This window comes from Ralstonia sp. Ralssp110 (assembly GCF_047325135.1).
Taxonomy (GTDB): Bacteria; Pseudomonadota; Gammaproteobacteria; order Burkholderiales; family Burkholderiaceae; genus Ralstonia; species Ralstonia mojiangensis.
Window position 1 is genome coordinate 223,542 of record NZ_CP168610.1, and the last position, 14,619, is coordinate 238,160.

General features: G+C 58.3%; 9 protein-coding genes, 6 tRNA genes and 3 rRNA genes. 17 read left to right on the forward strand and 1 reads right to left on the reverse strand.

Going from position 1 to position 14,619, the window contains the following annotated elements:
* Positions 1–36: 36 nt before the first annotated feature.
* Entirely contained in the window at positions 37–1,614 is a 1,578-nt protein-coding gene (gene glpD / locus ACEN9T_RS09730) for a glycerol-3-phosphate dehydrogenase (RefSeq protein ID WP_413707642.1), read from the reverse strand.
* A 143-nt stretch (positions 1,615–1,757) separates the two neighbouring features.
* Here glpD and ACEN9T_RS09735 point away from each other — a divergent pair, with 143 nt between their 5' ends.
* From ACEN9T_RS09735 to rplJ, 17 genes are all read left to right on the forward strand, one after another.
* A complete protein-coding gene (locus ACEN9T_RS09735) occupies positions 1,758–2,531 on the forward strand; it encodes a DeoR/GlpR family DNA-binding transcription regulator (protein ID WP_092977108.1) in 774 nt (257 codons plus the stop codon).
* 109 nt (positions 2,532–2,640) lie between these two features.
* Positions 2,641–3,501 (forward strand): CHAD domain-containing protein, encoded by an 861-nt coding sequence (locus ACEN9T_RS09740; RefSeq protein WP_413707643.1) that lies wholly within the window; start codon positions 2,641–2,643, stop codon positions 3,499–3,501.
* Positions 3,502–3,999: 498 nt separating this feature from the next.
* Positions 4,000–5,537: ribosomal RNA gene (locus ACEN9T_RS09745) — 16S ribosomal RNA — on the forward strand.
* 60 nt (positions 5,538–5,597) lie between these two features.
* Positions 5,598–5,674: transfer RNA gene (locus tag ACEN9T_RS09750), tRNA-Ile, on the forward strand.
* Positions 5,675–5,710: 36 nt separating this feature from the next.
* Positions 5,711–5,786 (forward strand) — tRNA-Ala (locus tag ACEN9T_RS09755).
* A 264-nt stretch (positions 5,787–6,050) separates the two neighbouring features.
* Positions 6,051–8,927, forward strand: a 23S ribosomal RNA gene (locus ACEN9T_RS09760).
* Positions 8,928–9,044: 117 nt separating this feature from the next.
* Positions 9,045–9,157 (forward strand): 5S ribosomal RNA (rrf, locus tag ACEN9T_RS09765).
* Together the 16S, 23S and 5S rRNA genes with 5 tRNA genes alongside form the textbook arrangement of a ribosomal RNA operon.
* A gap of 480 nt (positions 9,158–9,637) precedes the next feature.
* Positions 9,638–9,723: transfer RNA gene (locus ACEN9T_RS09770), tRNA-Tyr, on the forward strand.
* 56 nt (positions 9,724–9,779) lie between these two features.
* Positions 9,780–9,853: transfer RNA gene (locus ACEN9T_RS09775), tRNA-Gly, on the forward strand.
* 19 nt (positions 9,854–9,872) lie between these two features.
* Positions 9,873–9,947: transfer RNA gene (locus tag ACEN9T_RS09780), tRNA-Thr, on the forward strand.
* A 43-nt stretch (positions 9,948–9,990) separates the two neighbouring features.
* Positions 9,991–11,181, forward strand: coding sequence for an elongation factor Tu (tuf, locus tag ACEN9T_RS09785; protein WP_004634449.1), 1,191 nt, complete (start codon positions 9,991–9,993; stop codon positions 11,179–11,181).
* Between the two features lie 89 nt (positions 11,182–11,270).
* Positions 11,271–11,346 (forward strand) — tRNA-Trp (locus tag ACEN9T_RS09790).
* Between the two features lie 59 nt (positions 11,347–11,405).
* Complete coding sequence (gene secE, locus ACEN9T_RS09795; RefSeq protein WP_092975863.1) at positions 11,406–11,786, forward strand: preprotein translocase subunit SecE; 381 nt, start codon at positions 11,406–11,408, stop codon at positions 11,784–11,786.
* A 12-nt stretch (positions 11,787–11,798) separates the two neighbouring features.
* Positions 11,799–12,383: a transcription termination/antitermination protein NusG gene (nusG, locus tag ACEN9T_RS09800; protein ID WP_015855765.1), complete on the forward strand. Its 585-nt coding sequence runs from the start codon at positions 11,799–11,801 to the stop codon at positions 12,381–12,383.
* 176 nt (positions 12,384–12,559) lie between these two features.
* Positions 12,560–12,991 (forward strand): 50S ribosomal protein L11, encoded by a 432-nt coding sequence (gene rplK, locus ACEN9T_RS09805; RefSeq protein ID WP_004634453.1) that lies wholly within the window; start codon positions 12,560–12,562, stop codon positions 12,989–12,991.
* 2 nt (positions 12,992–12,993) lie between these two features.
* Entirely contained in the window at positions 12,994–13,689 is a 696-nt protein-coding gene (gene rplA / locus ACEN9T_RS09810) for a 50S ribosomal protein L1 (protein ID WP_004634454.1), read from the forward strand.
* 377 nt (positions 13,690–14,066) lie between these two features.
* Positions 14,067–14,573, forward strand: a complete 507-nt coding sequence (rplJ, locus tag ACEN9T_RS09815; RefSeq protein WP_004634455.1) for a 50S ribosomal protein L10 — start codon at positions 14,067–14,069, stop codon at positions 14,571–14,573.
* The last annotated feature ends 46 nt before the right edge of the window (positions 14,574–14,619 follow it).

The following is a 14,619-nucleotide window of genomic DNA, read 5'->3' on the forward strand; positions in this document are numbered from 1 at the left end:
TCTTGATGTCTTGGCTCGTGCGCCCGGCCCAGTGTTTCAGGGCGCGCGTTCCGCGACCGGCGAGGTCTCGCCTTCCGGCAGATGCCGCGCCAGCCAGCCTTCCAGCCGGCTGCGGTCGGCATCGCTGGCGTGCAGCCCCAGCTTGGTCCGCCGCCACAGGATGTCCTGCGCCGTGCGGGCCCATTCATGTTCGATCAGGTAACGGATTTCGGCTTCATACAAGCCTGGCGTCACTTCGGCGCCCAACTCTTCCAGTCGCGTGGCGCCGGCCAGCAGCGTGTTCACGCGGGTGCCGTACTGGTGCGCATAGCGCGTCGCCAACTGGGTCGGCAGCCACGGCAAACGTTTTTGCAGGCGCGTCACAAAATCGTCGAAGGTGTATTCGGCAACCAATTGGCCCGGCGCTTCCAGATCGCCGCCGGGCAGCGATGCGGTGGCGGTCCACGAAGGCTTGCCCGCCAGCGGCAGATGCGGAGCCAGTTGGTCCAGCGCTTCTTCGGCCAGCTTGCGGTAGGTCGTGATCTTGCCGCCCCACACATTGATGAGCGGTGCACTGGCGCCGTCGGCGCCCGTTTCGCATTCGACCAGGTAGTCGCGCGTGATGGCTGAAGCATTGGCGGCGCTGTCGTCCAGCAGCGGCCGCACGCCTGAGTAGCTCCACACCACGTCGGCCGGCGTCAGCTGCTGGGTGAAATAGCGGCTGGCCATTTCGCACAGGTATTGGATTTCGCCCGCATCAATGGCCACTTGGTCCACCGAGCCCTTGTATTCCAGATCCGTCGTGCCGATCAACGTGAAATCGTTCTGGTACGGAATCGCAAACACGATCCGCCCGTCCGGGTTCTGGAAGATATAAGCGAACGGGTGGTTGAACATCCGCCGCACGACGATGTGGCTGCCCTTGATCAGGCGCAGGCCACGCGTGCTCGGCAGCGCGTGCGCGGAGCGTGCGAACTCCGCCGCCCACGGCCCGGCCGCGTTGACGATCGCCTTGGCGCGCACGGAGCGAATGCCCTCCGGACCGGCCAGCGACGCGTGCCAGCCATCGGCGCGGCGCTCGGCGTTCAGGCAGCGCGTGCGGGTGAAAATCTGCGCCCCACGGTCTGCCGCGTCGCGGGCGTTGAGCACTACCAGGCGGGCGTCGTCCACCCAACCGTCGGAATAGACGAATCCCCGCGTGTAGCCCGCTTTGAGGGGCTTACCCGCCGGGTGCTGCGCCAGCCTGATCGACTCAGAACCCGGCAGAAAGCGCCGGCGCGCCAGGTGGTCATAGAGGAAGAGGCCCGCGCGGATCATCCACGCAGGGCGTTGCGCTGCATCGTGCGGCATCACGAAACGCAGCGGCCACATGATGTGCGGCGCCATGCGCAGCAGCACCTCGCGCTCCTGCAGCGCCTTGCGCACCAGGCTGAATTCGTAATTTTCGAGGTAGCGCAGCCCGCCGTGGATCAGCTTGGTTGAGGCCGAAGAGGTGTGCTGGGCCAGGTCGTCTTTTTCACACAAGACCACCGACAGGCCACGGCCCACGGCATCCCGGGCGATTCCCACGCCGTTGATGCCGCCTCCGACCACCAGCAGATCACAGTCCAGATGCGACGCGTCAGTGAGTTGCATGGGTTGGAATCTGTTGATTTGCGCGTCTTTTCTTGCGAATAGTGACGCGTTGGCGGATAGTTTAGTGAAGGGCGAAAATAAAGCAACATAGGGAATCGCCTAATCCGCTCACATGTGTTCGTTTGTGTTCATTTCGTGACTTGATGCTTCCGCGACACCGCCAGATCCTCGAATACGTCCGCCAGCACGGCGATGCCTCCGTCGACGCACTTGCTCGCGTGCTCGGCGTCACGACGCAAACCATTCGCCGCGACATTCGGCAGCTCGAAGACGAGCGCTTGCTCGCGCGCTACCACGGCGGCGTCGGCCTGCCATCGTCGGTCGAGAACATCGATTACGACCAGCGCCAGGTCCTGCACATCGACGCCAAGCGCCGTATCGCCGAAGTCGTCGCGCGCCACGTCGAGCCCGGCCGCTCGCTCATCATCAATATCGGAACGACGACCGAAGAGGTTTCCAAGGCACTCGTCGGCCAGAACGGGCCACGCGGCCTGCGCGTCATCACCAACAACCTGAACGTCGCGTCGATCTTGTCAGGCAGCCCGGATGCCGAGGTCATCGTCGCCGGCGGCCTCGTGCGAAACCGCGACCGCGGCATCGTCGGCGAGGCCACGATCGACTTCATGAAGCAGTTCCGCGTCGACATCGGCATCATCGGCGTCTCCAGCATCGACGAAGACGGCACGCTGCTCGACTACGATTACCGTGAAGTGCGCGTCGCCCAGGCCATCATCGAGCAGTCGCGCGAGGTCTGGCTGGTCGCCGATCACTCCAAGTTCGGCCGACGGGCTGTCGTCCGCCTGGGCCACGTCTCGCAGATCGACAAGTTCTTCACCGACGTCCCCGTGCCCGAGCCGATGGCCGAAGTCTTCCGCGCCGCCGAGGTCGATGTGGTTGTCGCCAGCGAAACGCTCTGAAAGTTGATCTGACGTTCCTCGAGTCTTCGCCCCGTCGACTACAGTGAAATGACAGGGCGCGCACCTTGCGAGCCTCTCGGTCACTCAAACTCGTCACACGGGGAGCATCGTGAGCAAGCACTCACATGCGGCAATCCTTTCGGTCTTCTCAGGCATCGTTATCGAACACATCGCTGATCTGCGCGATGCCCTCGCCAAGCTGGCCGCGCCCAGCCCCAGCGACGAAGATCTTCACCAGTTCCGCGTCACGCTGCGCCGTCTACGTTCGGCTTGGGTGACGTTCGCGCCGGTTCTGCCAACCCGCTTCGCCGCAGAGTGGAAACGTCGCCTGCGTGCGCTCGCCGCTTCCACGGGTCCTGTGCGCGAATGGGATGTGCTGTTTTCCGATTGGCTTCCCGCGGCTCAGCAGTCCTTGCTTGATGGCGACGAAGTCGGCCGGGCTTGGTTGGACAGGGCGCTCGCCAAGTCCAAAGAGGCGCGCAATCGAGCTTGGGAGGAGCTGCGTGCCGAACTTGCCTCGCCAGATGTGTCGGAAACGCTGCTCGAAGTGGAGCGGGCGGTCGTCGCGTTTCATATAGAAGGCGAGTCGGAGCGGCATCTCCGTTTTGCTCGCGCTCGGGCCGAGGCGCTCCGAAAGAAGTTGATCCGTCGCGGGCGCCATCCCAGGCGGTCGTCTGCGCCACGACTGCATCGCGCCCGGATCGCCGCCAAGCAGTGGCGCTATCTATATGAGGCGTTCTACCCGGCGCTCGGCGCTCACGCGGCGAAGCGTTATCGGAAGCATTTGCGCAAACTCCAAAATGCTTTGGGCGAGGTGCATGATGCAAGCGTCTCCCTGGAACGTGTCGCCCGCCTATTGGATGCGCCGCCGCCGCTGTCTATAGTGAGTGCCTTTCACAAGCGTGCCCGTGCGGCGCGGGGGCGGGCTGCGAAGGGCTTGCGGTGGATCCGGTCCCATAAGGCGGCGTAACCCCGAAAGCATGGCAAAAAGACCCTGGGGAGAGAAAGGGCTTGCGCTGTTCGTGAAACCCGCCTATAGTTCGCCCCTCGCTGCAAACGACAGCGCCGAAACGAAAGCGACGGCGGGGTGGTTGAGGCGGTGGAGAAGTAGTGGTGGAGCGGGTTTGCGGTCGATTGAGTGGTTGGTGATTGGCTGGAAATTCAGGAGTAGTTGGCGGCGAGTTGATGATAAAAATTCTTCGACGAGTTGTTGACAGCGACGAAAAAGCTCTGCATAATCTCGTTTCTCTGCTGCAGACAACGCAGCGACGCGGTGAACAAAGTTAATCGCGAAGTTCTTTAACAAGCAAACAGCCGATAAGTGTGGGCGCTTAATACTGGGTGCGGCGGATTTCGATCCGCTAGCTAACAAGTAATGAAGTGCTCGCACAGAAGTAAGGTTTGAACGAAAGTTCAAGTCAGATTCTGAGAGTGAGCGACCGCTCGTAAAGAGCGAAAACAGCAGATTGAACTGAAGAGTTTGATCCTGGCTCAGATTGAACGCTGGCGGCATGCCTTACACATGCAAGTCGAACGGCAGCGGGGGAAAGCTTGCTTTCCTGCCGGCGAGTGGCGAACGGGTGAGTAATACATCGGAACGTGCCCTGTAGTGGGGGATAACTAGTCGAAAGATTAGCTAATACCGCATACGACCTGAGGGTGAAAGTGGGGGACCGCAAGGCCTCATGCTATAGGAGCGGCCGATGTCTGATTAGCTAGTTGGTGGGGTAAAGGCCCACCAAGGCGACGATCAGTAGCTGGTCTGAGAGGACGATCAGCCACACTGGGACTGAGACACGGCCCAGACTCCTACGGGAGGCAGCAGTGGGGAATTTTGGACAATGGGCGAAAGCCTGATCCAGCAATGCCGCGTGTGTGAAGAAGGCCTTCGGGTTGTAAAGCACTTTTGTCCGGAAAGAAATGGCTCTGGTTAATACCTGGGGTCGATGACGGTACCGGAAGAATAAGGACCGGCTAACTACGTGCCAGCAGCCGCGGTAATACGTAGGGTCCAAGCGTTAATCGGAATTACTGGGCGTAAAGCGTGCGCAGGCGGTTGTGCAAGACCGATGTGAAATCCCCGAGCTTAACTTGGGAATTGCATTGGTGACTGCACGGCTAGAGTGTGTCAGAGGGGGGTAGAATTCCACGTGTAGCAGTGAAATGCGTAGAGATGTGGAGGAATACCGATGGCGAAGGCAGCCCCCTGGGATAACACTGACGCTCATGCACGAAAGCGTGGGGAGCAAACAGGATTAGATACCCTGGTAGTCCACGCCCTAAACGATGTCAACTAGTTGTTGGGGATTCATTTCCTTAGTAACGTAGCTAACGCGTGAAGTTGACCGCCTGGGGAGTACGGTCGCAAGATTAAAACTCAAAGGAATTGACGGGGACCCGCACAAGCGGTGGATGATGTGGATTAATTCGATGCAACGCGAAAAACCTTACCTACCCTTGACATGCCACTAACGAAGCAGAGATGCATTAGGTGCTCGAAAGAGAAAGTGGACACAGGTGCTGCATGGCTGTCGTCAGCTCGTGTCGTGAGATGTTGGGTTAAGTCCCGCAACGAGCGCAACCCTTGTCTCTAGTTGCTACGAAAGGGCACTCTAGAGAGACTGCCGGTGACAAACCGGAGGAAGGTGGGGATGACGTCAAGTCCTCATGGCCCTTATGGGTAGGGCTTCACACGTCATACAATGGTGCATACAGAGGGTTGCCAAGCCGCGAGGTGGAGCTAATCCCAGAAAATGCATCGTAGTCCGGATCGTAGTCTGCAACTCGACTACGTGAAGCTGGAATCGCTAGTAATCGCGGATCAGCATGCCGCGGTGAATACGTTCCCGGGTCTTGTACACACCGCCCGTCACACCATGGGAGTGGGCTTTACCAGAAGTAGTTAGCCTAACCGCAAGGAGGGCGATTACCACGGTAGGGTTCATGACTGGGGTGAAGTCGTAACAAGGTAGCCGTATCGGAAGGTGCGGCTGGATCACCTCCTTTAAGAGCGTGCATCCGACGTTAGGCGTCCACACTTATCGGTTTGTTTGATGTTACAGCCAAGGGTCTGTAGCTCAGGTGGTTAGAGCACCGTCTTGATAAGGCGGGGGTCGTAGGTTCAAGTCCTACCAGACCCACCAAGTTACGGACGGTGGAAGTTGTTCTCTGCCGTGACTGGGGGATTAGCTCAGCTGGGAGAGCACCTGCTTTGCAAGCAGGGGGTCGTCGGTTCGATCCCGTCATCCTCCACCATTACCTTTTGGTTACCAAACGCAAGCATCGACGCTATGTCGATGGTGTTTGCGTTTGGCCTAGCCAAGACGAGCGTAAAAGTTCGGCTGTTCTTTAACAATATGGAATGTAGTAAAGGTGTCGCGGTGCGTTGATGAGACGCACACTAAAACGCGACACTGGGTTGTGATTGTATCAACCAGTATTACCAGAGCAATCGAAAGATTGTCTTGGAATACGGCACAACGCGAGAACTCAGCCTATAGCGAGACATACTCGTTATAGGGTCAAGCGAATAAGTGCATGTGGTGGATGCCTTGGCGATTACAGGCGATGAAGGACGTAGTAGCCTGCGAAAAGCTGCGGGGAGCTGGCAAACAAGCTTTGATCCGCAGATATCCGAATGGGGAAACCCGGCCCGAATGGGTCATCTGTTACTGAATACATAGGTAACAGAAGCGAACGCAGTGAACTGAAACATCTAAGTAGCTGCAGGAACAGAAATCAACCGAGATTCCCAAAGTAGTGGCGAGCGAAATGGGATCAGCCTTGTACTCTTTAGCAGTATTGTTAGCAAAGCGGAATGGAAAGTCCGGCCATAGTGGGTGATAGCCCCGTATGCGAAAACAGTATTGTGGAACTAGGTGTACGACAAGTAGGGCGGGACACGTGAAATCCTGTCTGAAGATGGGGGGACCATCCTCCAAGGCTAAATACTCGTAATCGACCGATAGTGAACCAGTACCGTGAGGGAAAGGCGAAAAGAACCCCGGGAGGGGAGTGAAATAGATCCTGAAACCGCATGCATACAAACAGTCGGAGCCTGGAAACGGGTGACGGCGTACCTTTTGTATAATGGGTCAGCGACTTACATTCAGTGGCAAGCTTAACCGATTAGGGAAGGCGTAGCGAAAGCGAGTCCGAATAGGGCGTTCAGTCGCTGGGTGTAGACCCGAAACCAAGTGATCTATCCATGGCCAGGTTGAAGGTGCGGTAACACGTACTGGAGGACCGAACCCACTAACGTTGAAAAGTTAGGGGATGAGCTGTGGATAGGGGTGAAAGGCTAAACAAACTTGGAAATAGCTGGTTCTCTCCGAAAACTATTTAGGTAGTGCCTCGTGTCTCACCTTCGGGGGTAGAGCACTGTCATGGTTGGGGGTCTATTGCTGATTACCCCGCCATAGCAAACTCCGAATACCGAAGAGTGCAATCACGGGAGACAGACATCGGGTGCTAACGTCCGGTGTCAAGAGGGAAACAACCCAGACCGCCAGCTAAGGTCCCTAAATATTGCTAAGTGGGAAACGAAGTGGGAAGGCTAAAACAGTCAGGAGGTTGGCTTAGAAGCAGCCACCCTTTAAAGAAAGCGTAATAGCTCACTGATCGAGTCGTCCTGCGCGGAAGATGTAACGGGGCTAAGCAATATACCGAAGCTGCGGATGCACGTAAGTGCATGGTAGGAGAGCGTTCTGTAAGCCTGTGAAGGTGTCTTGTAAAGGATGCTGGAGGTATCAGAAGTGCGAATGCTGACATGAGTAGCGATAAAGGGGTGAAAGGCCCCCTCGCCGTAAGCCCAAGGTTTCCTACGCAACGTTCATCGGCGTAGGGTGAGTCGGCCCCTAAGGCGAGGCAGAGATGCGTAGCTGATGGGAAGCAGGTTAATATTCCTGCACCGTCGTATGATGCGATGGGGGGACGGATCGCGGAAGGTTGTCCGGGTGTTGGATGTCCCGGTCCCTACATTGGAGATGGCACTTAGGCAAATCCGGGTGCGTGATTCAAGGGTGTGGGGCGAGCGACTTTAGGTCGCGAAGCAATTGGAAGTGGTTCCAAGAAAAGCCTCTAAGCTTCAGTCATACGAGACCGTACCGCAAACCGACACAGGTGGGCGAGATGAGTATTCTAAGGCGCTTGAGAGAACTCGGGAGAAGGAACTCGGCAAATTGGTACCGTAACTTCGGGATAAGGTACGCCCTTGTAGTTTGACTGGCTCGCGCCAGAAGGACGAAGGGGTTGCAATAAAATGGTGGCTGCGACTGTTTAATAAAAACACAGCACTCTGCAAACACGAAAGTGGACGTATAGGGTGTGACGCCTGCCCGGTGCCGGAAGATTAAATGATGGGGTGCAAGCTCTTGATTGAAGTCCCGGTAAACGGCGGCCGTAACTATAACGGTCCTAAGGTAGCGAAATTCCTTGTCGGGTAAGTTCCGACCTGCACGAATGGCGTAACGATGGCCACACTGTCTCCTCCCGAGACTCAGCGAAGTTGAAGTGTTTGTGATGATGCAATCTCCCCGCGGCTAGACGGAAAGACCCCATGAACCTTTACTGTAGCTTTGCATTGGACTTTGAACCGATCTGTGTAGGATAGGTGGGAGGCTTTGAAACCGGGACGCTAGTTTCGGTGGAGCCGTCCTTGAAATACCACCCTGGTTTGTTTGAGGTTCTAACCTTGGCCCGTGAATCCGGGTCGGGGACAGTGCATGGTAGGCAGTTTGACTGGGGCGGTCTCCTCCCAAAGTGTAACGGAGGAGTTCGAAGGTACGCTTGGTACGGTCGGACATCGTACCTAAAGTGCAATGGCAAAAGCGTGCTTAACTGCGAGACCGACAAGTCGAGCAGGTGCGAAAGCAGGACATAGTGATCCGGTGGTTCTGTATGGAAGGGCCATCGCTCAACGGATAAAAGGTACTCTGGGGATAACAGGCTGATACCGCCCAAGAGTTCATATCGACGGCGGTGTTTGGCACCTCGATGTCGGCTCATCTCATCCTGGGGCTGTAGCCGGTCCCAAGGGTATGGCTGTTCGCCATTTAAAGAGGTACGTGAGCTGGGTTTAAAACGTCGTGAGACAGTTTGGTCCCTATCTGCCGTGGGCGTTGGAATCTTGACGGGGGCTGCTCCTAGTACGAGAGGACCGGAGTGGACGTACCGCTGGTGTACCTGTTGTCTCGCCAGAGGCATCGCAGGGTAGCTATGTACGGAAGAGATAACCGCTGAAAGCATCTAAGCGGGAAACTTGCCTGAAGATGAGGATTCCCTGGAGACTTGATCTCCCTGAAGGGTCGTTCGAGACCAGGACGTTGATAGGCTGGGTGTGGAAGCGCAGTAATGCGTTCAGCTAACCAGTACTAATTGCCCGTGCGGCTTGATCCTATAACCGGTATGTTTCCGGCTGGGTCCGCCTTGTGCCTGATACACACAAATCACAACCCCAAATCTACATTCCCATATTGGTCGCGTTGACCTCGTCAACGTGGCGACAAGTCATAGCCTGGTGACCATAGCGAGTCGGTACCACCCCTTCCCATCCCGAACAGGACCGTGAAACGACTCCGCGCCGATGATAGTGCGGATTCCCGTGTGAAAGTAGGTCATCGCCAGGCTCTCCCATCTACACCCCAGCTCTCACACAGAGCTGGGGTGTTTGCCTTTGCGCGAACGCTTCGCGATCGCAACCATCCCTCCAGCCAAAACCTCTCAACAACGGAGGCTCCAGCGGTTGTGCGTGGCGTCTTCGGTTGCTAGGTTCGCTATCGATCATCTGCTCGCCTAGCGAGGTGCCGTTGCAGGCGGGTTGGCTGTGTTCCCTTGTGCGGAGGCCCAGGCATGGTTGCATGGCGCAAGGTAGCTACGGCGCCACTGGCCTCGTGGCCCGCCCGCTTGGCTTTGCTCGAGACTTCCGTGGAGGGCTCTACAAACGCTTCCGCCGGATGGGTCGTCGCACACCTGGGTGGCAACAGCACAGATCCCAATGAACTGAGCCGCACTATAAGGATGAGAGCATCAATGCTCGAAATCTCGCGATTTCATCAAGCAATGCTTGACAGGGTGGCCTGATGGTCCCATAATCGCAAGTTCTCTTCGGAGAGGTGCCCGAGTGGCTAAAGGGGGCAGACTGTAAATCTGTTGGCTTACGCCTACGTTGGTTCGAATCCAACCCTCTCCACCAGAATTAAGCAGTGAGTTCGGTCGCAGGGCCGGGCGGCAAGGGAAGAAGTAGTCCGGGCGGGTGTAGCTCAATGGTAGAGCAGAAGCCTTCCAAGCTTACGACGAGGGTTCGATTCCCTTCACCCGCTCCATTCACTGTTCGCAAGTTTTGCCCATGTGGCTCAGTGGTAGAGCACTCCCTTGGTAAGGGAGAGGTCGGCAGTTCGATCCTGCCCATGGGCACCACGCATCCACCAACGCAAATCGCTACCGAGACAGGAGTCGCGACATGGCAAAGGAAAAGTTCGAGCGGACCAAGCCGCACGTGAACGTTGGTACGATTGGTCACGTTGACCACGGCAAAACGACGCTGACCGCAGCGATCACGACCGTGCTGGCGACCAAGTTTGGTGGTGCCGCCAAGGCATACGACCAGATTGATGCGGCGCCGGAAGAAAAGGCGCGCGGTATCACGATCAACACCGCGCACGTTGAGTACGAAACGGCCAATCGCCACTACGCGCACGTTGACTGCCCGGGCCACGCTGACTACGTCAAGAACATGATCACCGGTGCCGCCCAGATGGACGGCGCCATCCTGGTGTGCTCGGCCGCTGACGGCCCGATGCCGCAAACGCGTGAGCACATCCTGCTGGCTCGCCAGGTCGGTGTGCCGTACATCGTCGTGTTCTTGAACAAGTGCGACATGGTGGACGACGCTGAGCTGCTGGAGCTGGTCGAGATGGAAGTGCGCGAACTTCTGTCGAAGTACGACTTCCCGGGCGACGACACCCCGATCATCAAGGGTTCGGCCAAGCTGGCGCTGGAAGGCGACAAGGGCGAGCTGGGCGAAGTGGCCATCATGAATCTGGCCGACGCACTGGACACCTACATCCCGACGCCGGAGCGCGCTGTTGACGGTACGTTCCTGATGCCGGTGGAAGACGTGTTCTCGATCTCGGGTCGCGGCACCGTGGTGACCGGCCGTATCGAGCGCGGCGTCGTAAAGGTCGGCGAAGAACTGGAAATCGTTGGTATCAAGGCCACGCAGAAAACCACCTGCACGGGCGTGGAAATGTTCCGCAAGCTGCTGGACCAAGGTCAGGCAGGCGACAACGTCGGTATTCTGCTGCGCGGTACGAAGCGCGAAGATGTCGAGCGCGGTCAAGTGCTGTGCAAGCCGGGTTCGATCAAGCCGCACACGCACTTCACGGGCGAGGTCTACATCCTGTCGAAGGACGAAGGCGGCCGACACACGCCGTTCTTCAACAACTACCGTCCGCAGTTCTACTTCCGTACGACGGACGTGACCGGCTCGATCGAGCTGCCGGCCGACAAGGAAATGGTCATGCCGGGCGACAACGTGTCGATCACTGTCAAGCTGATCGCCCCGATCGCCATGGAAGAAGGTCTGCGCTTCGCTATCCGTGAAGGCGGTCGTACCGTCGGCGCCGGCGTCGTCGCTAAGATCATCGAGTAAGTGCTGTAACTCTTCCGTGCGGCTGCCAACCGGCCGCACGTGAGGTGCCAGAGTGGGGTTGACCGGAATGGCAACCCCAAAGCTGTTTTAGGGGTATAGCTCAACTGGCAGAGCGTCGGTCTCCAAAACCGAAGGTTGGGGGTTCGATTCCCTCTGCCCCTGCCAATTCATCAGCCGCGTCGCGCAGGAAAACGCGCCACGCGGCTTAGTCTCGTTTGGGAAACATGGCCAATCCGAACGTCGAAACCGTCAACACCGCCAGCGGCAAATGGCTGCTGGTCTTGGCGTTCCTGCTGCTGGTTGCTGGGGTGATCGGTTTTTATTTGCTGGCGCAACAGCCAAGCTATGTCCGAGCAGCCTCGCTGATCGGCGGGCTGGTGCTTAGTGCAGGCGTTGCGCTGGTGTCCGCCCCAGGGCAAGGCTTCATCGAGTTCGCGCGCGAGTCGTACCGCGAAGTTCGAAAGGTGGTGTGGCCGACGCGCAAGGAAGCCGGGCAGATGACCGGTCTGGTGTTCGCGTTCGTGGTGATCATGGCCTTGTTCCTGTGGTCTGCGGACAAGCTCATTGAGTGGGTGATCTTCTCGCTCGTGCTGGGCTGGAAATAATCGGGTGAAGCCATGACGGATAACGTAGTGAACGACACGTCCACGGATTCGTCCGCACCGGCCTCGAAGAAGCGCTGGTATGTCGTGCATGCCTATTCGGGCATGGAAAAAAGCGTGCAACGCGCGCTGCAGGAGCGCATTGAGCGCGAAGGCCTGCAACATCTGTTCGGTCAGATTCTGGTGCCGTCGGAGGAGGTGATGGAGAGCAAGAGCGGTCGCAAGACCGTGACTGAGCGCCGCCTGTTTCCCGGCTACGTCTTTGTCGAAATGGAAATGACTGACGAGACCTGGCACTTGGTGAAGAACACTTCCAAGGTGACCGGTTTTATCGGTGGTACGGGCAATCGCCCCTCGCCGATTTCCAAGAGCGAAGTCGACAAGATCATGGCCCAGATTCAGGAAGGGGTGGAAAAACCGCGTCCCAAGACGCTGTTCGAAGTGGGTGAAATGGTCCGCGTGAAGGAAGGCCCGTTTACCGACTTCAACGGCAACGTCGAGGAAGTGAACTACGAGAAATCGCGCCTGCGCGTTTCCGTGACGATCTTCGGGCGGGCGACGCCGGTCGAGCTTGAGTTCGGTCAGGTCGAAAAGGTTTAAAAAAATCGGTGTGGTGGCGCAAGCCGCCGCGCCATTCGCCCGGTCCACTGGACTTGGCGGGCAACGGTGGCGAAGCCGCCCGCGCCAACAGAGGAGCGTCGGCTCTGCGCCGATGCGTTACCACTCAACAGGATTGCCGTGGTCGTTTAAGCTAGGCAATCCGGATTGGAGTCAAGATGGCCAAGAAAATTATTGGCTTTATCAAGCTGCAAATTCCGGCTGGTAAAGCAAATCCGTCCCCGCCCGTCGGCCCGGCCCTGGGTCAGCGTGGTCTGAACATCATGGAGTTCTGCAAGGCGTTCAACGCGCAGACTCAAGGTATGGAACCGGGCCTGCCGGTGCCGGTCGTGATCACCGCCTTCGCCGACAAGAGCTTCACCTTCGTGATGAAGTCGCCGCCGGCGACCGTGCTCATCAAGAAGGCTGCCGGTATCCAGAAGGGTTCCGCCAAGCCGCATACCGACAAGGTCGGCAAGATCACCCGCGCTCAGGCAGAAGAAATCGCCAAGGCGAAGAACGCTGACCTTACTGCAGCTGATCTGGACGCCGCCGTGCGTACGATCGCCGGTAGCGCCCGTTCGATGGGTATCACGGTGGAGGGCCTGTAATCATGGCAAAGATTTCGAAGCGTGCGGCCGCGAACAAGGCCAAGGTCGAACGTACCAAGTTCTACCCGATCGACGAAGCGCTGAGCCTCGTCAAGGAATGCGCCAGCGCCAAGTTCGATGAGTCCATCGACGTGGCGGTGCAACTGGGCATCGATGCAAAGAAGTCGGACCAAGTCGTCCGTGGCTCGGTGGTGCTGCCTGCTGGTACCGGCAAGTCGGTGCGCGTGGCCGTGTTCGCCCAAGGCGACAAGGCCGAGCAAGCCAAGGCTGCTGGCGCTGAGATCGTCGGCATGGAGGATCTCGCCGAGCAGATCAAGGCCGGCAAGATGGACTTCGACGTCGTGATCGCTTCGCCGGACACGATGCGCGTGGTCGGTACGCTGGGTCAGATTCTGGGCCCGCGCGGCCTGATGCCGAACCCGAAGGTTGGCACCGTGACGCCGGACGTTGCTACGGCCGTGAAGAACGCCAAGGCTGGTCAGGTGCAATTCCGTGTCGACAAGGCCGGTATTATCCACGCCACCATCGGTCGCCGCTCGTTCGAGCCGGCCGCACTGAAGAGCAACCTGGCTGCACTGCTGGATGCACTCACCAAGGCCAAGCCGGCATCGAGCAAGGGCGTGTACCTGCGCAAGGTCGCCGTCTCGTCGACGATGGGCGTGGGCGTGCGCGTTGACCAGGCGACCCTGGCTGCCTGATCGCTTCCGATCATTCGCACCGGGTGGCCCGATAACCATCCTGGTGTTAGCAGTTTTCTCTCGCGCGGCCCCGGCTGCGCGAGCCCTTGAAGTTTGAGGGACAAGACTTTGGGCAGTGGTAGACGTTTGCGCAAGCAGGCCAACGCCGCTGGTTATCAAAGACCGTTGGCGGTGAAGGGCTCCTCGGGGCCAACACCTTAATCAGTGGATACCTCCGGGAACGGAGGCGATGCTTAGCCAACGCAGATGGCGCCCCCGAAGGGAATGAGTGACTTTGGTATTGCCGAAGTGATTTGTGCCAATCGGACGCCGTACTTTTGGACTGACCGAGGTGACCGCAGTGACTGCGGAAACCGAAGTCGTTTTGGAGCTTAACCGTGGCACTCAATCTCGAAGATAAGAAGGCCGTCGTGGCCGAGGTAACGGCGCAAGTCGCCAAGGCCTCGACCATCGTCGTCGCTGAATATCGCGGTATCACGGTTGGCGATCTGACCAAGCTGCGCGCGCAAGCGCGCCAGCAAGGCGTCTACCTGCGCGTTCTGAAGAACACGCTGGCACGCCGCGCTGTTGAAGGCACGCCGTTTGCCGAACTCGCCGAGCAACTGACTGGCCCGCTGATCTACGGTATTTCCGAAGACGCAGTGGCCCCGGCCAAGGTGCTGAACGATTTCGCCAAGGGTAATGACAAGCTGGTGCTGCGCGCCGGTTCGTACGATGGCAAGGTTCTCGACGTCGACGCCGTGAAGGCGCTGGCAACGATTCCGAGCCGCGAAGAACTGCTCAGCAAGCTGCTGTTCGTCATGCAGGCTCCGGTGTCGGGCTTTGCCCGCGCCCTGGGTGCCCTGGCTGCCAAGCAAGGCGAAGGCGAGGCTGCAGCGGCCTAATAGGCTGCTGCACCACGTACAGATCGCACGATCGATACCGAATCAC